This is a genomic window from Aromatoleum sp. (genome assembly GCF_032027225.1).
In the GTDB taxonomy this organism is placed as follows: domain Bacteria; phylum Pseudomonadota; class Gammaproteobacteria; order Burkholderiales; family Rhodocyclaceae; genus Aromatoleum.
Genome location: NZ_JAVSMM010000002.1, coordinates 187,749 through 209,678 on the forward strand (window position 1 = coordinate 187,749; position 21,930 = coordinate 209,678).

A 21,930-nucleotide genomic window follows, 5' to 3' on the forward strand; every position below is an offset into this window, starting at 1 on the left:
ATCCTCTTCACTCGAACACGCTCGACAGGCAGAGCGCCATAAAAGGTATCTGCAGCGCCCCCTCGCCTTTCGCTGCGCCGGCAGCAAACGCCGCTCCGACGTTCCGACGTTCCGACGTTCCGACGTTCCGACGTTCCGACGTTCCGACGTTCCAGCATTCCGGCACTACGACGTTACGACTGGGTGCCCGCCTCGCCCGACCTCCATCTAGGTCACCCTTCAAGACCGGGGGCGGTCCTCACCACCTCTCCGCCGCGGCCGTCCGACTGCGGCGCGCATCTGCGATGGCGCCCAGCGGAATCCGGTGCTGTTCCCCCTCTAGCCGTGTGGATTCAGTTGCACGAACGGGATAGGTCTTGCGGGCTGCGGATAGTCTCTCGATTGCCCCGGCCCTAGGGTTACAGCCATGGAAAACCCTGCATTTCGCCGACAGTCGAGGAACCCGGAGAGCGATACGCCCATGGACAGATTTCCTGACAACGTTTCGGGCTGCGCGCCGACGTACCCGTTCGCGGCGCCGCCGCGCGCCGCCGGCGCCCACGCGCCGCGCAGATCGCTCTCGCGCGCGCCGGTCGCGATCCTGCCGTGGGCTATCATCGGCGGGCTGCTGTGGGCGGGGCTTTTCATCAAGCCGCAGCCGGTCGGCAGCACCGTGCAGCCGCCAGTGCTCGAACAGCGCGACCATTTCTACGGCCTCGCGCTTGCCGGAGACAAGGTGTGGGTCGCCGGTTCGAACGGCAAGATCCTCGCGCTCGGCAGGGACGGCCATGCGGAGCGCTTCCCGACGCCAACCGACCGGACGCTGCAGGACATCGCGGTATGGGATGCGTCGCACGCGGTCGCGGTCGGCAACGATGGCGTGATCCTCTTCACCGCCGACGCGGGCCGCACATGGACCGCGGCGGCTGACGTGCCGCGCTCCGAGGTCGCGAACAAGCTGAACCGGGTGCGCGTCGCGGACGGCGGCGTGGCGGTCGCGACCGGCGAGATGGGCGCGCTTCTGATGAGCCGCGACCACGGCCGCACGTGGGCGCGGCTGCGCGACGAAGAGGACGTCGCGTGGAACGACGCGGCGCTGCTGGGCGACGGGCGCATCCGCGTCGTCGGCGAGTTCGGCCGCATCCTCGTCAGCGACGACGACGGCGCGAGCTGGACCGAAGTCGAAGCGCCGGTGCCGAGCTCGCTGATGGCGGTCGCATTCCGCGACGCGGACGTCGGCGTCGCCGTCGGACTCGAGGGCGTCGTGCTCGTGACGCGCGACGGCGGCCGGGAGTGGAGCCAGGTGGACGTCGGCGTCCACGACCACCTGTTCGACATCGCGTGGGACAGCGCGGGGAGCCGCTGGATCGGCGCCGGCAGTCTCGGGCGCTGGGTGCGCGCAGACGCGGACGCCGCGACCTGGAGCACCGGGCGTCTCGACGCGCGCGACCTGTCCTGGCATACCCGCGTCGTCCCCAGCGGCGAGCTGACCTGGTTCGCCGGCGCCAACGTCGGACGCTGGGACGGCTCGCGCTGGACGCCGCTCGGCAACTGAGCGCCACCCCACCCGTCCGCGCGCCGTCATTCCCCCTCCCCGAGGACCACCATGATCGAACGCATTGCCGCCTTCTGCATTCGCCGGCGCGACTGGGTCGTCGCCAGCCTCGCGCTGCTGACCTTGTTGCTGAGCTGGTTCGCGCTGCACATCGAAGTCCGCACCGTCTTCGAGGACATGCTGCCGTCGCGGCACGAGTACGTGCAGACGCACGAGAAATTCAAGGACACGTTCGGCGGCTCGAACATGGTCACGATCATGTTCGAGGTGCCCGAAGGCGAGATTTTCCAGCCCGCGGTGCTGGAGAAGGTCCGCACCGTGACGCTGGGGCTGCGCGAAGTGTCCGCGGTCAACCCGTACCAGATCACGTCGCTGGCGTCGAAGAAGCTCAAGGAAGTGCGCGCGTCGACCGACGGCATCGAGACGCGGCCGCTGATGTGGCCGGACCTGCCGGCGAACGCGGAGGAACTCGCGGCGCTGCGCGAATCGGTGCTGCGCAATCCGCTCGTCTATGGCCCCTTCGTGTCGAAGGACCTGCAGGCGACGCTGATCACGGTGGACTTCATCGACCGCGAAGTCGATTACGCGAAGGTGTTCACCGAGATCCGCGACCTCGTCGCCAAGGTCGATGACGGCACGGTCGAGATCCGCGTCGTCGGCGACCCGATCCTCTACGGCTGGGTCAATCACTACGTGCCGGAGACAGTGAACCTCGTCGCCGCCGCGCTGGGCCTGACGCTCGCGATGCTCTTCGTGCTGCTGCGCACCTGGCGCGGCGTGCTGCTGCCGCTGCTGGCCGGCGTCGTCAGCGCGATCTGGGCGCTCGGCATCTGCCGCCTGCTCGGCATCCACTTCGAGCCGCTCGTGATCGTCGTCGCGATGCTGATCACGTCGCGCGCGGTGTCGCACTCGGTGCAGATCGTCAATCGCTTCGATGACGAGCTCGAGCTGCTGCCGCCCGGCGACGGCGTCGCGCGGCACGCCGCCCGCGTCGCACTCGCGGACCTCTTCCGTCCCGGCATGCTCGGCGTCATCGCCGACGCCGCGTGCATGGCGGTCGTCGCGCTCTCCCCGATCCCGATGCTGCAGAAGCTCACGGTGCTGTCGGTCGTCTGGGTGTCGACGCTGACGATCAGCGCGGTGATCCTGACGCCGGTGCTCCTATCGTACATCCGCCGCCCGCACGGCACGGTGCACCCGCTGAACCTCGCGCCGCTGTTGCGTCGCGTGCTCGACCTCGGCGTCTGGATGGCGACGTCGCGCTTTCGCTTCGCGGTGATAGGCTGCAGCGTCGTCGTCGTCGCGCTGTCGGGGCTTTACGCGTTCAACCTGAAAATCGGCGACGCGAACCCGGGCTCGCCGATCCTGTGGCCAGAGTCGACGTACAACCGCGATTCGGCCGCGATCAACGCGCGCTTCCAGGGCGTCGACCGGATGTTCATCGTGCTCGGCGAGGACGGCAAGGAGGGTCTCGTCAAGAGCAACGACGTGCTGCTGGCGATGAACCGCTTCCAGCGTTTCATCGAGGCGCAGCCCGAAGTCGGCGGCACGGTGTCGATCGCCGACGTGCTGCCGGTCGTCAATAGCACGCTGCGCGAAGGCAACCCGCGCTACCTCGAGCTCGGCGACAGCCAGAAGGTCAACGGCAGCCTGATGGCGATCCTCGATTCGGTCTCCGAACCCGGCGACATCGACCGCTTCTCCGACAACCAGTACGCGAACGGCGCGATCACGATGATGTTCCGCGACCGCCAGGGCGAGACGATCCGCACCGCGGTCGCGCGCGTGAAGGAGTTCGTCGCGCAGAACCCGCTGCCGGAAGGCCGGTGGCAGCTCGCCGGCGGGCTGATCGGCGTGATGGCGGCGGTGAACGAGGTGATCCTGTCGAGCCAGATCGAGGCGGTCGCGCTCGCGCTGCTCGTGCTCGTCGTGATCTGCACGGTGGTCTATCGCTCGACCGTCGCCGGGATGCTCTTCATGGTGCCGGTGATCATCTCGAACACGCTGACCTTCAGCTTCATGGCGTGGAAAGGCATCGGCATGAACATCAACACCGTGCCGGTCGCGGCGCTCGGCATCGGGCTCGGCGTCGATTACGCGTTCTACATTGCGGACCGCATCAAGGAAGAGATCGCCGCCGGGCACTCCGCCGAGCAGGCGATCGCGACCGCGCTCCACTCCGCCGGCATGGGCGTCGTCGTCACCGCGAGCGTGCTGATCTTCAGCACGCTGCTGTGGTGGGTGTCGTCGCTGCGCTTCCAGGCCGAGATGGGCCTGCTGATGGCGATCTGGCTCGGGATCTCGGCGATGTCGGCGCTCTTCGTGATGCCGTCGGTGATCTACGTGTTCCGCCCCGCGTTCATCTTCGGCCCGCGCGAGCGCGCGGCGCCCGCCGTGCTGCACCCCGCGATGCAGGGCGCCTGATCCACCGGTTTCCTTCCACGCAGCACCTCTTCGATCCACCCAGGGAGACAACATGAAAAGGAAAGGAGCGTCCGGGGCGCGCGTGCGTGCCGGCCTGAAGAAGCTCGGCGCCGCGGCGGCACTCGCGGCGTCCGCAATGCCGCTGCACGCCGCCGACGACGCGCTGCGGATCGACGGCTACCTGCGCGAGGAGCTGTCGTGGAACACCCGGAACTGGGACGACACGCCCGAAAATGAGCGCGGCAAGCTGTCGATGGCGCGCACGACCGCGCGGCTGAACATCGACTGGAAGGCGACCGAGGACGTCTCCGTCGTCGCGAAGCTGCGCGCGGTCGGCGAGTTCCGGACGAGCTTCCTGAACGACCTCGAGAAGATGGGCGCGAACAACTACCACGATGGCTCGCGCGGCAACATCATGAAGCTCTACAACCGCAACGACATCGGCGACGTCGTGCGCGAGCTGTACATCGACTTCCCGCTCGGCGACCGCTCGCGGATGCGCTTCGGCAAGCAGCAGATCGCCTGGGGCGAGACCGATTTCTTCGCGGCGAACGACCTCGTCCACGGCTTCGACTACACCTGGCGCACTTTCCTGGAGCCCGCGAACGAGGAGCTGCGCAAGACCAACATCATGTTCAAGCTGAACGTCGATGTGCCGGAACTGGACGGCGGCATCGAGGCCTTCGTGCGTCCCGGCTGGGACCGCAAGGAGGACATCGGCACCGAGCTCGACATCTACGGCGGCCGCTGGTCCGGGCAGCCGTATGCCGGCGTCGATTTCCGCAACATCGACCCGTACGACTTCGACAACCGGGAAGGCGACTACAAGGACGTGACCGGCGGCATCCGCTGGAGCGGCCTTGCCGGCGACATCAACTATTCGGTGTCGTACCTGAAGACGTTCTGGCCGATGCCGATCATGAACGGCACGAGCAAGTTCAACGGCATGCCCGGCACGAGTCCCGTCGACACGGTCGGACGCCGCGACACGACCGGCCTCTTCGGCAACGTGATCTATCCGATGGTCGACGTCTTCGGCTTCACTGCCAGCGGCTACGCGGAATGGGCCGACGCGGTGTTCAGCACCGAGGTCGCGTACATCAAGGATCTGCCGTACCAGATCTCGCTCGTGCCGAATTCGTTCGCCTCGCAGGTCGTCGCGCCCGGCTTCGACGGCATCGAGCGCAAGAACGTGCTCGCGTGGATGCTGCGGATGGACAAGAACATCGCGGCGACGCAAAGCCTGCTCGGCAGCGAGAAGCCGATGTTCTTCTCGGTGCAGCTCTTCGACAAGTGGGTGCTGAACTACGACCGCAACGACCGGCTGCTGAACTCGGTCGGCTGGGGCGCCAGGACGAAGGAGCACTCCTTCCTGCTGACCGGCATTTTCAGCCTGAGCTACGACAACGGGCGCATCAAGCCCGAGTTCGTCGTCGGCAAGGACCTGACCTACGGCGGCGGCTTCGCGGTGCCGTCGGTGACGGTGGAGCTGGCGAAGGATTGGCGCTGGAAGGTCGAGTACGACGCGTTCTGGTCGCACGAATGGCGCGACGCCCGCAAGTGCGCTCCGCCCAATGCCGGCACCTGCGACGACGCCGGCTTCTTCGGCGTCTTCCACGACCGCGACCAGCTCTACACGAGCCTGACCTACCTGTTCTGACACCGGACGGAGAACCACGATGACACTGCACACCCCCCTGCTCGGCGCGCTCGCCGCCGCGCTGATGACGACCACGCTTGTGGCCGGCGCGGCCGAACTGCCCGAAGGCACGGTGATCTCGGCCGAGAACATCGACAAGGTCAAGAGCGATACCTTCGAGAGCCACACGATCGAGAGCCTGCTGTCGGAGCGCATGGAATGGCGCATCCGCAACAACGGCTGGAAGCTGCCGCTCGCGAAGTCGAAGGAGATCCCGCTCGACCCGAAATGGGTGAAAGCCTCGCAGGCCAACGCCGGCAAGACGAAGATCAACGCCGAGACCTGTCAGGTCGACGGCTGGGGCGCGGGCCAGCCCTTCCCGAACATCGACATGAAGGATCCGCAGGCCGCCGAGAAGGTCGTCTGGAACTGGCACCTCGGCCAGCTCTCCGGCGACGTCGCGTATGTGCCGTTCTTCACGCAGGCGCTGATCGACGGCGCCAAAGGCGTGCACGCCGAGCCGGTCGCCGAATTCACGCGCTACGCGATGAAGGGCCGGCTGTCCGGCGAGGCGGTCGAAGGCGACGGCGCCGAACGCAGCCGCCAGCTGCTGTACTTCAAGGGACCGGCCGACATGAAGGGCCTCGGCACCTTCAGCATCATGTACGACTCGACGAAGGTGAATGACGTCTGGGCCTACATCCCGGCGGTGCGCCGCGTGCGGCGGCTGTCGGGCGGCGCGTGGATGGACCCGATCGGCTCGTCGGACCAGCTGCAGGACGATCTCGAGATCTTCAACGCGCGCCCGTGCTGGTACCCCGGCTACAAGATGGTCGGCAAGCGCTGGGTGCTCGCGGTCGCGAACAGCAAGACGCCGCTGTGGAACAAGAACGGCAAGGACTTCGCCGAGAAGTACCCGGTGCTCGAAAACGCCGCGCCGTACTGGAACATGAACAACAACCGCTTCGAGCCGCGCGAGGTGTACGTCATCGAAGCGACGACGCCGTCCGAGCATCCGTACAGCAAGAAGGTGCTCTACGTCGATACGAAGTACCCGCGCATCTATTACGGCGAGGCGTACAACCGCAAGGGCGAGTTCTGGAAGTTCATGGAATTCCACTCCTACGCGGCGAAGGCCGAGGACGGCTTCGGCGACGTGCGTACGAGCGGCGGCGCGATCATCGACTTCCAGCGCAACCACGCGACGGTGTTCCTCGTCGATAGCGGAACGTGGAAGACGAACATTCCGGGCGTGAGCGCCAAGGACTACTCGCTGCAGACGCTGCAGGCGGCGGGCCGCTGAACAGCCGGCGGACGTGAGCGCGCCACGCGCCACATCCGCCACCCGCTTCACGGTTTCATGCACGTCCTCCACTCGCCCGGCGGCGGTTTCGCCGGGCGTTTTTTTTTCAGCACAGACGAGCCGCGACGACCGGCTTGCTCCGGGCCCCGCTCCGCTGGTCTTACACCGGCGGCCGCTGCCTGAAAAAAGAAGCGGCCCCGTGAGGGGCCGAAGGAATTCCCCACTGCGGCGAGGGGACGTCGCGGCGGGTAGGCGGGACCGTTAACGCTTCATGATCTTCAGCGTCTGGATCGACGTGTATTCCGCGAGTCCGTAACTGCCGAACTCGACGCCCAGCCCGGACTGCTTGACGCCGCCGAACGGGGCGTTCGGCTGCAGCGCGCCGTGCTCGTTGATCCAGGCGGTGCCGCATTCGAGCCGCAACGCGAGTTCGGCCGCTTTTGCGCGGTCGTTCGACCAGATCGAGCCGCCGAGCCCGTTCTCGTTGTCGTTCGCGCGACGGATCGCGTCATCGACGTCCGTGTAGCGAATCACCGGCAGCACCGGCCCGAACTGCTCTTCATCGACGACGCGCATGCCGTCCTTCGCGTCGGCGATCACGGTCGGCTCGAAGAAGAAGCCCGCACCCGCCTTCACCTTGCCGCCGGCGACGATGCGCGCGCCCTGCTCCTTCGCATCCTCGACGAGCTCGCGCACGAAGTTGAGCTGGGCCTTGTTCTGCACCGGCCCGAGCTGGGCACCCTCGGCGAGCCCGTCATCGACGACCGTTTCACCGGCGATGCGCGCAAGCTCGGCGACGACGTCGTCGTAGATGCTGTCGTGCACGTAGAGGCGCTTGAGGCACGCGCAGGTCTGGCCGTTGTTGTGGAAGCCGACGCCGAACAGCTTCGGCGCGATCGCCTTCGGGTCGACGTCCGGCAGCACGATGCCGGCGTCGTTGCCGCCCAGTTCCAGCGTCAGCCGCTTCAGGTTCGCCGCCGCGTTCTGCATGATGCTGCGGCCGGTCGGCGTCGAGCCGGTGAACACGATCTTGTCGATGCCCGGATGCTTCGCGATCGCGGAGCCGACGCCCGACTCGCCCGTGATGATGTTCAGCACGCCCGGCGGCAGGATCGTGTTCGCCAACTCGACGAAGCGGAGCGTCGCGGTCGGCGTCGACGACGCCGGTTTCATGACGACGGTGTTGCCCGCGCGCAGTGCCGGAATCACGTGCCAGATCGCGATCATCAGCGGCCAATTCCACGGCGTGATCGACGCGACGACGCCGAGCGGCTTGCGATGCACTTCGACGCGCGCATCGTCGTTGTCCTGGATGACCTCGACCGGCAACTCCAGGTCGGCGGTCGCGTGCGTCCACGCGATCGCGCCGCCGACTTCCATTCCGGACCCGATGCCGTTCAGGCCGCCGAGCGGCTTGCCGCTTTCCTTCGTCACGAGCTCCATCAGCTCAGGCATGTTCGCTTCGATGATCGCGCCAATCTCGTGCAGCAGGCGCTTGCGCTCGGTCGCCGGCAGCGCGCTCCAACCCGGGAACGCCGCCCGCGCCGCGGCGACCGCCGCGTCCACGTGCGTCGCGTTGCCGGCCTGCACTTGCGCAAACGGCTCGCCGGTCGCCGGGTTGATGACGTCGAAAGTGCTCTCGGCCCTCACCGGCTGGCCGTTGATGATCATGGTGAAAACCCGCATGTCGTCTCCTCTTGTGATGTTTTTCGGTACGGTTCGGCCGCTCGCGTTTGCCGCCGAGCGACAAGACTAGGCGAGCATTGCGATGAGGCGTTAGCCGAAGTCGGCAAGTCGGGCGCGCCGATCGACGACCGCCTTCCGCGCGCGGCGTCCGCCTGCTGTCTGCAACGGCGGCAGTTGCGATGGCGGGCGATTCCAGCGCGTTTCGCTGCCCCGGATGCACCCGTCGCCTACGGCGATCGGCCCGGCTTCGACAAGCCTGTCCCGAGCCGAGTCGAAGGGCCGAGCCCGAGCGAGATTCAGTTGCCGGATGAAGAATTCCTGCTTCTTGTTTGCTGGCTAAGCTGTACGTCAGGCGGCACGAATATCCATGGAACCAGCGGGAGTTCAAATGGAACCAGTCGAGAAACGATCGGATTCGAGGCAGCGGCTGATCGCGGCCAGTCCGTCCGAGGTCTTTGCGGCGATGAGCGACGCGGCACGCATCGCAAAGTGGTGGGGGCCGAAGGGCTTCACCAACACGATTCACGAGTTCGAGTTCAGGCCCGGCGGAAAGTGGCTGCTGACGATGCACGGGCCCGACGGCAGGAACTACCCGAACAAAAGCCGTTTCATCCGTGTGGTTCCCGACTGCCTGTTCGAAATCGAGCATCTCGACGAGCATCACTTCTTCCTGACCATCGAACTCGCGCCGAGAGACGGAGGCACCGAAGTGACATGGCTTCAGACTTTCGACAGCGTTGCGCACTACGAGCGCATCGCGGACTTCGTCGCCACGGCCAACGAACAGAATCTCGACCGCCTTGCCGTCGAAGTCGCACGCGGAAGAGCGGCGCCCGACGAAGCGCCGTAACCGAAGCGTCCTGCTCTGCCGGTCGCGCGCGCCGACATCGCCGCGACTGGGAGGCTGTCCTGCGCTTCGGGCTCCACCTCGCGAACGCGCTGGCGCGGTGTCGGGCCCTTGCCCGAGTCGCGTCGCGGCAACGCGCGCCCCCCGGCATGGGGGGCGTGCCGGGCCGCTCGCGCGTCCACTCTTCACCTACCGGCAGGCTGGAACCGGGGTCGAATCACGCGCGCTCCGGTCACCGGTCGTGAACGGTGGCGGCGATTGCAAGCCGGACAGCGAAGCACGGTCGCAACGAGTGCGGCACGCCGCTTCGGCCTGGCGAAACGGGCCTGTCGACTGGGCCTCCCGCCCTTTCGGCGGTGGGCAGGACAAGGCTTCGTGCTCGTTGCACAGGGTCGGTAAAACCCCGTCGTTGCAGGTGAAATTTCGAGTTCCATGAAATTTCATGCTTTCCATTGACACGAGAACTGTTCATACCTAAAGTAGTTTCCACAACGAATCCCCGTTCGCTTCCGACCACGCTTCGGACGCGGACAGAGGGAATAACGAGGAGACAAGATGGCCGAGATCGAGCACGCCGCGACGACGTCGCTGCGCGAGTGCGGTGGACGCGCCGGGACCCGGAGGAGAGGCACGGGCCGTGGCATCGCTTGCCGGAGGGCGAGCCATGGCTGAGCGCTCGTTCAAGAAGGAAGTCCAGCAGCTGCGCATCCCCGCGGGCGAGGAGTTCCGCGGCGAAGGCATCCTCGCGGTCACGAAGGCGTTGCTGCAGTCGGGCGTCGGTTACGTCGCCGGCTACCAGGGCTCGCCAATCTCTCACCTGATGGATGTCCTCGCCGACGCGAAGGAGATCCTCGACGAGCTCGGCGTGCATTTCGAGGCGAGCGCGTCCGAGGCGACCGCGGCCGCGACGCTCGCCGCCTCCGTGATGTACCCGATCCGCGGCGCGGTGACGTGGAAGTCCACGGTCGGCACGAACGTCGCCTCTGACGCGCTCGCGAATCTCGCGTCTGGCGGCGTCACCGGCGGCGCGTTGATCATCATCGGCGAGGACTACGGCGAAGGCTCGTCGATCATGCAGGAGCGGTCGCACGCGTTCGCGATGAAGTCGCAGATGTGGCTGCTCGACCCGCGCCCCAACCTCGAATCCATCGTCCAGGCGGTCGAGGACGGCTTCGAACTGTCGGAGGCGAGCAACACGCCGGTGATGCTCCAGATGCGCGTGCGCTCGTGCCACGTGCATGGCCGCTTCATCACCCGCGAAAACCGCCGCCCCGCGTTCAGCCTCGCCGAAGCGCTCGCGAACCCGAAGCGCGACACCGGCCGCATCGTGCTGCCGCCGGCGTCCTTCGCGCACGAACACGAGAAGATCCGTGACCGCTGGCCGGCGGCGGTGAAGTTCATCCGCGAGAAGCAGCTCAACGAGTTCTTCGACGGCGACTTCGAGGACGTCGGCCTGATCCTGCAGGGCGGCCTCTACAACGGCGTGATCCGCGCGCTGCAGCTCCTCGGTCTCGCCGACTCGTTCGGCAACAGCCGCATCCCGCTGTACGTGATGAACGTGACCTACCCGGTCATCGACGACGAAATCATCGAGTTCTGCCAGACGAAGCGCGCGGTACTGCTGCTCGAGGAAGGCCAGCCCGACTTCATCGAACAAAACCTGCACGCGATCCTGCGCAAGGCGGGCGTCGCGACGCGGCTCACCGGCAAGGACGTGCTGCCGATGGCCGGCGAATACACGACGCAGGTGATGCGCGACGGCATCGAGGCCTTCCTGAAGGCGAACGAGCCGCAGGCGCTCGCGTCGGGGGCGATCGGCGACGCCGGCCCGAGTCGTGACGCCGCCACACCCGTACCGGCGCCGCAGCCCGACGCGATGCCGATCACCTTCCACCCGAAAGTGAAGGATCTCGCGTCGGTCGTGCCCTCCCGCCCGGCCGGCTTCTGTACCGGCTGTCCGGAGCGCCCGATCTTCGCGGCGATGAAGCTCGTGCAGGCCGACCTCGGCGAGCATCACATCTCGTGCGACATCGGCTGCCACCTGTTCTCGATCCTGCCGCCGTTCAACCTCGGCGCGACGACGATGGGCTACGGTCTCGGCGCGGCGTCGAGCGCGGCGTTCAACGTCAAGAGCGGCAAGCGCTCAATCTCGGTGATGGGCGACGGCGGCTTCTGGCACAACGGCCTGACCTCCGGGATCGGCAACGCGGTGTTCAACAAGAACGACGGCGTCATCGTCATCATCGACAACTTCTACTCGTCGGCGACCGGCGGCCAGGACATTCTGTCGTCGCGCGCCGACAACCCCGACCGCACGACGAAGAACCCGATCGAGAAGGCGATCCGCGGCACCGGGGTCAAATGGGTGCGCACGATCGACCGCACCTACGACGTGGCCCGGCTGCGCGACACGCTCGAAGAGGCGCTGACGACGACGACCGACGGCCCGAAGGTCATCATCGCGCAGTCCGAATGCATGCTGAACAAGCAGCGCCGGGTGAAGCCGCTGTTCAACAAGGCGGTGAAAGCCGGCGAGCGCGTCGTCAAGGAGCGCTTCGGCGTCGACCCCGACGTCTGCACCGGCGACCACGCGTGCATCCGGCTCTCCGGCTGTCCGTCGCTGTCGGTCAAGGACAGCGGCGATCCGCTGAAGGAAGACCCGGTCGCGCACGTCGATGCGAGCTGCGTCGGCTGCGGCAACTGCGGCGAAGTCGCCGAAGCGGCCGTGCTGTGCCCGTCCTTCTACCGCGCCGACATCATCCACAACCCGACATCCGGCGACCGCTTCGTCGCAAAGGTGCGCGGCGCGGTGATCGGCTGGCTGCAGCGCCGCCGCGCGGCGCGTCTCGCGCGCTTCGCGCTGTGAGGAATCCGACATGAGCCGAATCGTTCTTCACCCGGGCACCCCGATCAAGATCGCGATCCTCGCGATGGGCGGACAGGGCGGCGGCGTGCTCGCCGACTGGATCGTCGAGATGGCCGAAGCCGCCGGCTGGTGGGCGCAGACGACGTCCGTTCCGGGCGTCGCGCAGCGCACCGGCGCGACGATCTACTATCTCGAGCTGCTGCCCGAGGCTGCGGCTCAGGCCGCCGGCCGTCCACCGGCGCTCGCGATGATGCCGAACCCGGGCGACGTCGACCTCGTCGTCGCCGCCGAGCTGATGGAGGCCGGGCGCGCGATGCAGCGCGGCCTGGTGACGCCGGACCGCACGACGCTGATCACCTCGACGCACCGCAGCTACGCGGTCGCCGAGAAGGCCGCGCCCGGCAACGGCATCGCCGATCCGAACAAGGTCATCGACGCCGGCCGCGAAGCCGCGAAACGCCTGCTGTGCTTCGACCTGCAGCAGCTCGCAGAGCGCGCCGGCAGCGTGATCTCCGCGAGCCTTTTCGGTGCGATCGCCGGGTCGGGCGCGCTGCCGTTCGGCCGCGACGCGTTCGAGGCGACGATCCGCCACGGCGGGGTCGGCGTCGACGCGAGCCTGCGTGCGTTCGCGCTCGGTTTCGATGCCGCGGCTTCGGCTCCGGCCGAGCCGGATTCGATCGACACGTCGCGCGCGCTGCCGGCCGTGCCCGCCCACGCCGCGCACCCGCGCGTGCAGGGGCTGCTCGACCTCGTCCGGCGCTTCCCGAAAGGCGCGCAGCCGCTACTCGTCGCCGGCGTGCGGCGGCTGATCGACTACCAGGACGCCGCGTACGCCGAGGAATACCTGCGCACGCTACAGCGCATCCGCGAGCTCGACGCGAAGACCGGCGGCGACGCGCGCGACTGGGCGCTGACGCAGGCCGCCGCGCGCTACGTCGCGGTCGCGATGAGCTACGACGACGTGATCCGCGTCGCCGACCTGAAGACCCGCGGCAGCCGCTTCGAGCGTGTGCGCACGGAAGTCGGCGCGAAGGCCGACCAGCTCGTCTATACGACCGAGTTCATGCACCCGCGCCTCGAAGAAATCTGCGGCACGCTGCCCGCCGCGCTCGGCCGCTGGCTCGAGAACTCGAAGTCGGTCGGCGGCTTGATCCGCCGCCGCGTCGAAAAGGGCCGGCGCGTGAAGACGGGAACGCTGACATGGTTCCTCGCGCTGTACGGCGTCGCCGGCATGCGGCGCTTTCGCCGCAGCACGCTGCGCCACGAGCTCGAAACCGCGCATATGCGCGACTGGCTCGAACGCGCGACGCGCATCGCAGGCGCCGACTACGCACTCGGCGTCGAGGTGCTGAACTGCCGCCGGCTGATCAAGGGCTACAGCGGCACGCATGACCGCGGCGACAAGCGCTTCGCGCGTCTGATGAGCGCCGCCGACCGCCTGCTCGGCCAGCCCGACGCCGCCACGACGCTGCGCCGCCTGCGCGAAGCCGCGCTCGCCGACGAGGAAGGCAAGGCGCTCGACGCGCAGCTCGCCCAGCTCCTGCAAGCCCGCGCGGGACCTTTGGGCGCGGCCGCGCCACAGAAAGTCGGCGGACCCCGTGTCGCGGCCTGATGGATTGTTGAACCGGAAATCAACCCAATACCGTTCGGGCTGAGCTTGTCGAAGCCCTGGCACTGCCCTTCGACAGGCTCAGGGCGAACAGTTGTGAGGAACGATCACCATGCGCACCTTCGAACTCGAAGTCCGCTCCGTCACGACGCCCACGCCGCTGATCCGCGCGTTCGAGCTCGCCGCGCCCGACGGCGCTGCCCTGCCTGCCTTCACCGCCGGCGCGCATCTGCAGGTCGCCGTCCCCGGCCTCCCCGACGCGCGCTGCTACTCGCTGATCGAGCTCGCACCCGACGCCGCCGCGCTCGACCAGCCGACACGTTACCACCTCGGCGTACGCATCGAAGATGCGAGCCGCGGTGGCTCGCGCTTCATGCACGCGCTGAAAGCCGGCGACCGCGTCACTGTCACGGGGCCGAAGAATGATTTCCCGCTGCACGACGCGGCTCCGGGCGAGGCTCCGGTGGTGCTGCTCGCCGGCGGCATCGGCATCACGCCAATCGCATCCATGGCGGCGGCGCTGAAGGCAGCCGGCCGCCCGTTCGTGCTGCATTACAGCGGCCGCAGCCGCGACCAGCTCGCGTTCGTCGATGAGCTGTCGGCGCTCGCCGGCGACGCGCTCGTGCTGCATGCGGACGACGACGACGCGACGCGGCTCGACCTCGCCGCGCTGCTCGATGCGCTGAAGCCCGCGCGCGGCGCGTTCCCGCACCTCTATGTCTGCGGTCCGAAAGGCATGATCGACGCGACGATCGTCGGCGCGAAGACGCGCGGCTGGCCGGCCGAGAGCGTGCATTTCGAGCTCTTCGCGACCGCCGCGCCGGTCGCGGGCGACCGGCCGTTCGAACTCGAGCTGCGCCAGTCCGGCCGCGTGCTGACGGTGCCCGCCGACAAGACGATCGCCGAAGTGATGGAAGAAGCCGGCTGCGACCCGATGATCGACTGCAAGCGCGGCGAATGCGGCGTGTGCTCGGCGACGGTGCTCGAAGGCGTGCCGGATCACCGCGACTATTTCCTGACGGACTCGGAGAAGGCCGAAGGCAAGCTGATCCAGATCTGCATCTCGCGCGCGAAGACGCCGCGCCTGGTGCTCGATCTCTAAAAAACCACAGACGAGAAAACTCGCAGGAGGAGACCAGGATGGACCGCTACAGAGAGAACCCCGATGCGGTGCGCGCGCTCGTGCGCGACCTCGAAGTGCATAAGGACACCTACATCGACCAGGAGCTGTTCGAGCTCGAGATGGAACATCTCTTCGCGAACACCTGGGTCTATGTCGGCCACGCGAGCCAGGTGCCGAACAAGGGCGACTTCTACACGACGACCGTCGGCACCGAGCCGGTCGTAATGGTCCGCCACACCGACGATTCCATCCGCGTGCTCTACAACCGCTGCCCGCACAAGGGCGTGAAGGTCGCCGGCGAGACCTGCGGCAACACCGGCAAGTTCTTCCGCTGCCCGTACCACGCGTGGACGTTCAAGACCGACGGCGCGCTGCTCGCGGTGCCGCTGAAGAAAGGCTACGAGAACACCGGCTTCGACTCGTGCGAGGCGAAGCACGGCATGGCCGCGGTCGACAACGTGCACGTCTACCGCGACTTCGTGTTCTGCCGCCTCAACCCGGACGGCATCTCGTTCGAGGACTTCTTCGGCGAGTCGCTGTCGACGATCGACAACATGGTCGAGCGCTCGCCCGAAGGCCGGCTCGAAGTCGCCGGCGGCGTGCTGCGCTACATGCACGACTGCAACTGGAAGATGCTCGTCGACAACCAGACCGACACCTGTCACCCGATGGTCGCGCACGAGTCGTCGGCCGGCACCGCGGTGAAGGTCTGGAAGGAAGCGCCCGAAGGCACGCCGAAGCCGATGGCGGTCGAGCTCTTCGCGCCCTTCGTGTCCTCGTACGAGTTCTTCGAGAACATGGGCATCCGCGTGTGGGACAACGGCCACGGCCACACCGGCGTCGCCGACTCGATCCACGCGGCGTATACGCCGGCGCCCGGCTACTGGGAGCAGATGGTCGCCGCCTACGGCGAGGAGCGCGCGAAAGAGATCCTCGGCGACACGCGGCACAACACCGTGTATTTCCCGAACATCATGATCAAGGGACCGATCCAGACGCTGCGCCTCTTCAAGCCGATTTCGGCGAACAAGACGCTCGTCGAATCCTGGACCTTCCGCCTCGTCGGCGCGCCCGACCTGCTGCTCGAACGCACGCTGATGTACAACCGGCTGATCAACGCTCCGACCTCCGTCGTCGGCCACGACGACCTCGAGATGTACGAGCGGGCGCAGGAAGCGCTGCAGTCGCGCGGGCGCGACTGGATCAACGTCGCGCGGCTGTTCGACCCCGCCGAGAAGGACCAGAAGAACGTCGCGACCAACGGCACGAACGAGTGGCAGATGCGCAACCAGTTCCGCGCGTGGGCGCGCTTCATGACCGAGAGCATGTGAGGCCAGGACAATGACGATCGACATCACGCACAAGACCCTGACCGACTTCGTCTACGCCGAAGCGCGCATGCTCGACGAGCAGCGCTTCGAAGACTGGCTGAACCTCTTCGCCGACGACGGCTACTACTGGATGCCGCTCTCGCACGGGCAGACCGACCCGAAGCTGCAGACTTCGCTGATGTACGAGGACAAGCTCCTGCTGCGCGTGCGCGTCGAACGCCTCGCCGGCCAGCGCACCTTCTCGCAGCAGCCGAAGAGCCGCTGCCACCACCTGCTGCAGGCGCCGACGATCGAATCGTCGGACCTGGCGGGCGCGCATGTCGTGCGCACCGCGTTCCATTACGTCGAGACGCGCCAGGACCGTCAGACGCTGTACGCCGGCTGGACGACGCACCACCTCGTCGCCGACGGCGATGCGCTGAAGATCCGCCTGAAGCGCGTCGACCTGGTGAACTGCGACGCCGCGTTCGCGAACATCCAGCTCTTCATGTGAGCGGGGACGACGACGTGAGCGACACCGTCCATCAGCTCTTCACCGACTCGGCCGCGCGCTGGGCCGACCGGCCCTTCCTGTGTGTGCTGCCGGAAACCGCGGCGATCTACGGCATCGAGGCGGGCGAGCTCAGCTATCGCGACGCGGATGCGAGGATCGCCGCGCTGCGCGACGCCTACGCCGCGGCCGGCTATGGTCACGGCCACCGCGTCGGGCTGCTGCTCGAAAACCGCCCGGCGTTCTTCCTGCACTGGTTCGCGCTGAACGCGCTCGGCGTGTCGGTCGTGCCGATCAATGCGGACCTGCGCGCGGCCGAGCTCGAATACCTGATCGGCCATTCCGAGATCGCGCTCGCGGTCGCGCTGCCCGAGCGCCACGCGGACCTCGTCGCCGCGGCCGATCGCGCCGATCGTCCGTTCCGCGTCGTCGCCGACGGCGAGGCGCCGCCGCCCGCCGCCTTCGCCGCCCCGCTCGCCGGGACGCCCATCGGCGAGCTGACCGAATGCGCGCTGCTCTACACGTCCGGCACGACCGGCCGGCCGAAAGGCTGCATCCTGCCGAATCGCTACTTCCTGCACGCTGGCCGCTGGTACGCGGACGTCGGCGGGCTCGCGCGCCTGTATCCGGGCGAGGAGCGGATGATCACGCCGCTGCCGCTCGTGCATATGAACGCGATGGCGTATTCGGCGATGGCGATGGTCACGACCGGCGGCTGCCTGATCCCGCTCGACCGCTTCCACCCGAGGAGCTGGTGGGCGGACGTGCGCGATGCGCGCGCGACCGTCGTGCATTACCTAGGCGTGATGCCGGCAATGCTGATGAAGGCCGATCCGTCGCCCGAAGACCGCGCGCATTCGGTGCGCTTCGGCTTCGGCGCGGGCGTCGACCGTAGCCTGCACCGCGTCTTCGAAGACCGCTTCGGCTTCCCGCTGCTCGAAGCGTGGGCGATGACCGAAACCGGCGCGGGCGCGGTGATCATCGCGAACCGCGAGCCGAGGAAGATCGGCACGAGCTGCTTCGGGCGCGAGGAGCCGGACGTCGAGGTGCGCGTCGCCGCCGACGACGGTTGCGACGCCGCGATCGAGGAGCACGGCGAACTGCTCGTCCGCCACACCGGCGACGATCCCCGCTACGGTTTCCTCGCCGGCTATCTGAAGGACGAAGCGGCGACCGCCGAGGCCTGGGCCGGCGGCTGGTTCCACACCGGCGACGTCGTGCGCCGCGACGCCGACGGCCACCTGCATTTCGTCGACCGCAAGAAGAACGTGATCCGCCGCAGCGGCGAGAACATCGCCGCGGTCGAAGTCGAGAGCGTGCTGCAGCAGCACCCGCTCGTGAAAGCCGTCGCGGTCGCCGCGGTGCCCGACCCGGTGCGCGGCGACGAAGTGATGGCCTGCATCGTCGCCCAGCAGCCACCCGCGGACCGCGCAGCGATGCAAGCGGCCGCCGCCAAACTCGTCGACTGGACGCTCGGCCAGCTCGCGTACTACAAGGCGCCGGGCTACGTCGCGTTCGTCGACAACCTGCCGCTGACGGCGACGAACAAGATCCAGCGCGGCGAACTGAAGGCGCTCGCGCCGACGCTCGTCGGCGGCGAGAACTGCGTCGACACCTGCGCGATGAAGAAGCGCCAGGAGATCCCCAAGTGACGCGCCGGCTCAGCTACGAGGGCGTCGCCGTCGCGGTGCCGGTCACGGTGCCGTACGAACGCTACTCGACGCACAGCGCGCACTGGTGGCTCGGCCGCGCCCTCGCCGGGTTGATCCGCGGCGCGGGCATCGCAAAAGCCGACATCGACGGCGTCTGCGTGTCGAGCTTCACGCTCGGCCCGGACACCGCGGTCGGCCTGATGCAGCACCTCGGCATGACGCCGCGCTGGCTCGATCACATCCCGATGGGCGGCGCGTCCGGCGTCGTCGCGCTGCGCCGGGCGGCGCGCGCGGTGCAGGCGGGCGACGCGGAGGTCATCGCGTGCATCGCCGGCGACACCAACCAGGTCGACTCCTTCCGCAACACCGTCAGCCAGTTCTCGCGCTTCGCGCAGGACGCGGTCTACCCCTATGGCGCCGGCGGCCCGAACGCGAGCTTCGCGCTGCTGACCGACTACTACATGAAGCAGTACGGCGCGACCCGCGAGGACTTCGGCAAGCTGTGCGTCGCGCAGCGCGACAACGCGATGCGCAATCCGCACGCGCTGATGAAGAAACCGCTGACGCTCGCGCAGTACCTCGACGCGCGGCCGATCACCGATCCGATCCACCTCTTCGACTGCGTGATGCCGTGCGCCGGCGCCGAAGGCTACCTCGTGATGAGCGACGAGCGGGCCGCCGCGCTCGGCCTGCCGTTCGCGCGTATCCGCTCGACGATCGAGCGCCACAACGCGTTCCCCGAAGACCCGATCCAGTTCCGCGGCGGCTGGGCGATGGACCGCGACGCACTGTACGAGCACGCGGGACTCGCGCCGGCCGACGTCGATTTTGTCGAGACCTACGACGACTACCCCGTCATCAACATGCTGCAGTTCGAGGACCTCGGCTTCTGCCGCAAAGGCGAAGCGCCGGCCTTCGTCCGCGAGCACCGTTTCACGATCGATGGCTCCTTCCCGTTCAACACCTCGGGCGGGCAGTTGTCGGTCGGCCAGGCGGGCGCGGCCGGCGGCTACCTCGGCTTCGTGCAGGCGCTGCGCCAGCTGACGCACGGCGCCGGCGACACGCAGGTCAAGGACGCCCGCGTCGGCCTCGTGTCCGGCTTCGGCATGATCAACTACGACCGCGGCCTGTGCTCCGGCGCGGCGCTGCTCGAACGGGGGACCCCATGACTGCGCCGCTCGGCAAACCGAAGAAAAAGGATCCGGTCGCTCGGACCCGCCTGCCGACGCTGCCGCCCGCCTCGCGCAGCCGCACCGCGCTCGGCCTCGCGCGCGCCGCGGCGGAAGGCCGCTTCGAGATGCAGGTCTGCGCCGACTGCGAGGCGGTGCAATACCCGCCGCGCGAAGTCTGCGGCGACTGCCTGTCCGAGCGGCTCGACTGGCGGCCGGTCGCCGACGGCGGGCACCTCGTCGCGACAACGACCTTGCGCCACAGCAACGACCTCTATTTCCGCGAGCGCCTGCCGTGGCGCGTCGGCACCGTGAGGATGGATGCCGGACCGTCGGTCGTCGCGCATGTGCATGAAGACTGCGCCGACGACGGCCGCGTGCGCCTCGCCTTGAGACTCGACCGCAGCGGGCAGGCCGTGCTGCACGCGCTGCCTCCGGAGGACACCCCGAACATGAACGACTCGCCGCAACTGCGCGCCAGCCACTGCGACCCGAAGCATCGCCGTGCGCTCGTCACCGACGGCCGCTGTGCGCTCGGCCGCGCGCTCGCGAAAGCGCTGCTCGACGCCGGCGCCGCGACCGTGTTCGTCGGCGACCCGACGACGTGGAAAGCCGACGCCGCGTTCGACGCGTTCGTCGCGTCCGACCCGCGCATCGAGCCGGTCGCACTCGACGTCACCGACACCGATTCGGTCGACCGCCTCGCGGCGTCGGTCGGCGGCAAGGTCGAGATCCTGGTGAACACGGCGGATCATCCGCGCGATGGCGGCGTGATGACGCGGCGGGACGTCGGCGTCGCACGCGACGCGCTCGACGTGAATGTGCTCGGCCTGATGCGCCTCGCACAGGCGTTCGGCCCGGCGATGGGCGCTCGCGCCGCCGACGGCGACAACCATGCGGTCGCGTGGGTCAACGTGCTGTCGATCCATGCGGTCGCGACGCTGCCGGGTCGCGGCGCGTGGTCGGCGTCGAAGGCGGCCGCGCTGTCGCTCGCGCAGACGCTGCGGGCCGAATTCCGCGCGTCCGGCATCCGCGTGCTGAACGTCTTCCCCGGCCCGATCGACGACGAATGGGAGCAGCTGACCCCGCCGCCGAAGCTCGCACCTTCCGCCGTCGCGAAGGCGATCGTCCGCGCGCTGCAGGAAGGCGTCGAGGACCTCTACGTCGGCGAGGTCGCCGAGGAATTGCGCGCGCGGCTGCGCGAAAACCACAAGGCGGTCGAGCGCGAGCTCGGCGGCTGAAGGCGCCAAGGCATCAATTGAACCGGCGATCAGATCCAACCGTTCGCCCCGAACTTGTCGAAGGGCAGGCGTAGGGCTTCGACAGGCTCGGGGCAAACGGGAAGTTCCACTTGATTGCCGTTCGGATAGACCAAACAAATAGACCCGCAAGGGCAGGCCACCGCCAAGGAAGGAGACACCCAACGTGAGCACCCCGATCCTCGCGCAGTTCATGACCGAGCTCTTGTCGGGTCGCGTCAGACTCGTCGACCTCACGCAGACCCTGACGCCGGAATTCCCGACCATCGTGCTGCCGCCCGAGTTCGGCCAGGCGTGGCCGTTCCGCGTCGAGGAAATCTCGCGCTACGACGAGCGCGGCCCGGCGTGGTACTGGAACAACTTCTCGTGCTCGGAGCACACCGGCACGCACTTCGACGCGCCGGTGCATTGGGTCACCGGCAAGGACCAGCCGAACAACGCGGTCGACTCGATCCCGGTCGAAAACTTCATCGCCGCCGCGTGCGTGATCGACGTCTCCAGGGGGGCCGCGCAGAACCCGGACTTCCTGCTGACGATCGACTTCGTCGAGAAGTGGGAGGCGCAGCACGGCCGCATTCCCGAGCGCGCGTGGGTGCTGCTGCGCACCGACTGGTCGAAGCGCAGCGGCGCGAAGGAGTACCTGAACATGGCCGGGGACGGCGCGCACTCGCCGGGGCCCGACGCCGAGGTCGTGCCGTGGCTGATCCGCGAGCGCAACGTCCACGGTTTCGGCACCGAGTCGATCGGCACCGACGCCGGCCAGGCGCATCACCTTAACCCGCCCTACCCGTGCCACTACTTCATGCACGGCAACAACCGCTACGGCCTGCAGTGCCTGACGAACCTCGACCAGTTGCCGCCGCAGGGCGCGGTGATCTTCGCGGCGCCGCTGAAGATCCGCAACGGTTCGGGCAGCCCGCTGCGCGTGCTCGCGCTCGCGCCCACCGCCTGAACCGCGAAGCCCGATCGCCCTTTCAGCCAACACTCATGAGGACAAG

At 68.0% G+C, this 21,930-nt stretch carries 15 protein-coding genes; 14 read left to right on the top strand and 1 reads right to left on the bottom strand.

The window, feature by feature from the left end; genetic code table 11:
• Nucleotides 1-460: 460 nt before the first annotated feature.
• From ROZ37_RS04070 to ROZ37_RS04085, 4 genes are read left to right on the top strand one after another with little or no spacing between them, the layout of a single operon-like run.
• A complete protein-coding gene (locus ROZ37_RS04070) occupies nucleotides 461-1,534 on the top strand; it encodes a YCF48-related protein (protein WP_312657722.1) in 1,074 nt (357 codons plus the stop codon).
• 51 nt (nucleotides 1,535-1,585) lie between these two features.
• A complete protein-coding gene (locus ROZ37_RS04075; RefSeq protein WP_312657724.1) occupies nucleotides 1,586-3,958 on the top strand; it encodes an MMPL family transporter in 2,373 nt (790 codons plus the stop codon).
• A gap of 52 nt (nucleotides 3,959-4,010) precedes the next feature.
• Nucleotides 4,011-5,618 carry a DUF1302 family protein gene (locus ROZ37_RS04080; protein WP_312657726.1) on the top strand — a complete coding sequence of 536 codons (1,608 nt, stop codon included), beginning with the start codon at nucleotides 4,011-4,013 and terminating at the stop codon, nucleotides 5,616-5,618.
• 19 nt (nucleotides 5,619-5,637) lie between these two features.
• Nucleotides 5,638-6,900: a DUF1329 domain-containing protein gene (locus ROZ37_RS04085; RefSeq protein WP_312657727.1), complete on the top strand. Its 1,263-nt coding sequence runs from the start codon at nucleotides 5,638-5,640 to the stop codon at nucleotides 6,898-6,900.
• A 261-nt stretch (nucleotides 6,901-7,161) separates the two neighbouring features.
• Here ROZ37_RS04085 and ROZ37_RS04090 read toward each other — a convergent pair whose 3' ends face one another.
• Nucleotides 7,162-8,586, bottom strand: coding sequence for an aldehyde dehydrogenase family protein (locus tag ROZ37_RS04090; protein WP_312657728.1), 1,425 nt, complete (start codon nucleotides 8,584-8,586; stop codon nucleotides 7,162-7,164).
• A 388-nt stretch (nucleotides 8,587-8,974) separates the two neighbouring features.
• Here ROZ37_RS04090 and ROZ37_RS04095 point away from each other — a divergent pair, with 388 nt between their 5' ends.
• The 10 genes from ROZ37_RS04095 to ROZ37_RS04140 all read left to right on the top strand — a co-directional run bounded on the left by ROZ37_RS04095 (nucleotide 8,975) and on the right by ROZ37_RS04140 (nucleotide 21,884).
• Nucleotides 8,975-9,436, top strand: a complete 462-nt coding sequence (locus ROZ37_RS04095) for an SRPBCC family protein (protein ID WP_312657729.1) — start codon at nucleotides 8,975-8,977, stop codon at nucleotides 9,434-9,436.
• 661 nt (nucleotides 9,437-10,097) lie between these two features.
• The gene (locus ROZ37_RS04100; protein WP_312657730.1) at nucleotides 10,098-12,299 is read left to right on the top strand and encodes an indolepyruvate ferredoxin oxidoreductase subunit alpha; all 2,202 of its coding nucleotides are present in this window, start codon (nucleotides 10,098-10,100) and stop codon (nucleotides 12,297-12,299) included.
• 10 nt (nucleotides 12,300-12,309) lie between these two features.
• Nucleotides 12,310-13,911 carry an indolepyruvate oxidoreductase subunit beta family protein gene (locus ROZ37_RS04105; RefSeq protein ID WP_312657732.1) on the top strand — a complete coding sequence of 534 codons (1,602 nt, stop codon included), beginning with the start codon at nucleotides 12,310-12,312 and terminating at the stop codon, nucleotides 13,909-13,911.
• A gap of 109 nt (nucleotides 13,912-14,020) precedes the next feature.
• The gene (locus ROZ37_RS04110; RefSeq protein WP_312657733.1) at nucleotides 14,021-15,010 is read left to right on the top strand and encodes a PDR/VanB family oxidoreductase; all 990 of its coding nucleotides are present in this window, start codon (nucleotides 14,021-14,023) and stop codon (nucleotides 15,008-15,010) included.
• Between the two features lie 38 nt (nucleotides 15,011-15,048).
• Nucleotides 15,049-16,362: an aromatic ring-hydroxylating dioxygenase subunit alpha gene (locus ROZ37_RS04115; RefSeq protein ID WP_312657734.1), complete on the top strand. Its 1,314-nt coding sequence runs from the start codon at nucleotides 15,049-15,051 to the stop codon at nucleotides 16,360-16,362.
• A gap of 10 nt (nucleotides 16,363-16,372) precedes the next feature.
• Complete coding sequence (locus tag ROZ37_RS04120) at nucleotides 16,373-16,855, top strand: aromatic-ring-hydroxylating dioxygenase subunit beta (protein WP_312657736.1); 483 nt, start codon at nucleotides 16,373-16,375, stop codon at nucleotides 16,853-16,855.
• 14 nt (nucleotides 16,856-16,869) lie between these two features.
• Nucleotides 16,870-18,504 (top strand): AMP-binding protein, encoded by a 1,635-nt coding sequence (locus ROZ37_RS04125; RefSeq protein WP_312657737.1) that lies wholly within the window; start codon nucleotides 16,870-16,872, stop codon nucleotides 18,502-18,504.
• On the top strand, nucleotides 18,501-19,673 hold the full coding sequence (locus tag ROZ37_RS04130; protein WP_312657739.1) for a thiolase family protein: 1,173 nt from the start codon (nucleotides 18,501-18,503) through the stop codon (nucleotides 19,671-19,673). The genes ROZ37_RS04125 and ROZ37_RS04130 overlap by 4 nt, the downstream gene beginning before the upstream one ends.
• On the top strand, nucleotides 19,670-20,914 hold the full coding sequence (locus ROZ37_RS04135; protein WP_312657741.1) for an SDR family NAD(P)-dependent oxidoreductase: 1,245 nt from the start codon (nucleotides 19,670-19,672) through the stop codon (nucleotides 20,912-20,914). The genes ROZ37_RS04130 and ROZ37_RS04135 overlap by 4 nt, the downstream gene beginning before the upstream one ends.
• Nucleotides 20,915-21,098: 184 nt before the next feature.
• Nucleotides 21,099-21,884: a cyclase family protein gene (locus ROZ37_RS04140; RefSeq protein ID WP_312657742.1), complete on the top strand. Its 786-nt coding sequence runs from the start codon at nucleotides 21,099-21,101 to the stop codon at nucleotides 21,882-21,884.
• The last annotated feature ends 46 nt before the right edge of the window (nucleotides 21,885-21,930 follow it).

Coding starts and splice junctions, on each gene's coding strand:
- ROZ37_RS04120 (WP_312657736.1), top strand. CDS start 16,373: ATGACGATCGACATCACGCACAAGACCCTGACCGACTTCGTCTACGCC.
- ROZ37_RS04075 (WP_312657724.1), top strand. CDS start 1,586: ATGATCGAACGCATTGCCGCCTTCTGCATTCGCCGGCGCGACTGGGTC.
- ROZ37_RS04100 (WP_312657730.1), top strand. CDS start 10,098: ATGGCTGAGCGCTCGTTCAAGAAGGAAGTCCAGCAGCTGCGCATCCCC.
- ROZ37_RS04135 (WP_312657741.1), top strand. CDS start 19,670: ATGACTGCGCCGCTCGGCAAACCGAAGAAAAAGGATCCGGTCGCTCGG.
- ROZ37_RS04105 (WP_312657732.1), top strand. CDS start 12,310: ATGAGCCGAATCGTTCTTCACCCGGGCACCCCGATCAAGATCGCGATC.
- ROZ37_RS04085 (WP_312657727.1), top strand. CDS start 5,638: ATGACACTGCACACCCCCCTGCTCGGCGCGCTCGCCGCCGCGCTGATG.
- ROZ37_RS04095 (WP_312657729.1), top strand. CDS start 8,975: ATGGAACCAGTCGAGAAACGATCGGATTCGAGGCAGCGGCTGATCGCG.
- ROZ37_RS04115 (WP_312657734.1), top strand. CDS start 15,049: ATGGACCGCTACAGAGAGAACCCCGATGCGGTGCGCGCGCTCGTGCGC.
- ROZ37_RS04080 (WP_312657726.1), top strand. CDS start 4,011: ATGAAAAGGAAAGGAGCGTCCGGGGCGCGCGTGCGTGCCGGCCTGAAG.
- ROZ37_RS04110 (WP_312657733.1), top strand. CDS start 14,021: ATGCGCACCTTCGAACTCGAAGTCCGCTCCGTCACGACGCCCACGCCG.
- ROZ37_RS04090 (WP_312657728.1), bottom strand. CDS start 8,586: ATGCGGGTTTTCACCATGATCATCAACGGCCAGCCGGTGAGGGCCGAG.
- ROZ37_RS04070 (WP_312657722.1), top strand. CDS start 461: ATGGACAGATTTCCTGACAACGTTTCGGGCTGCGCGCCGACGTACCCG.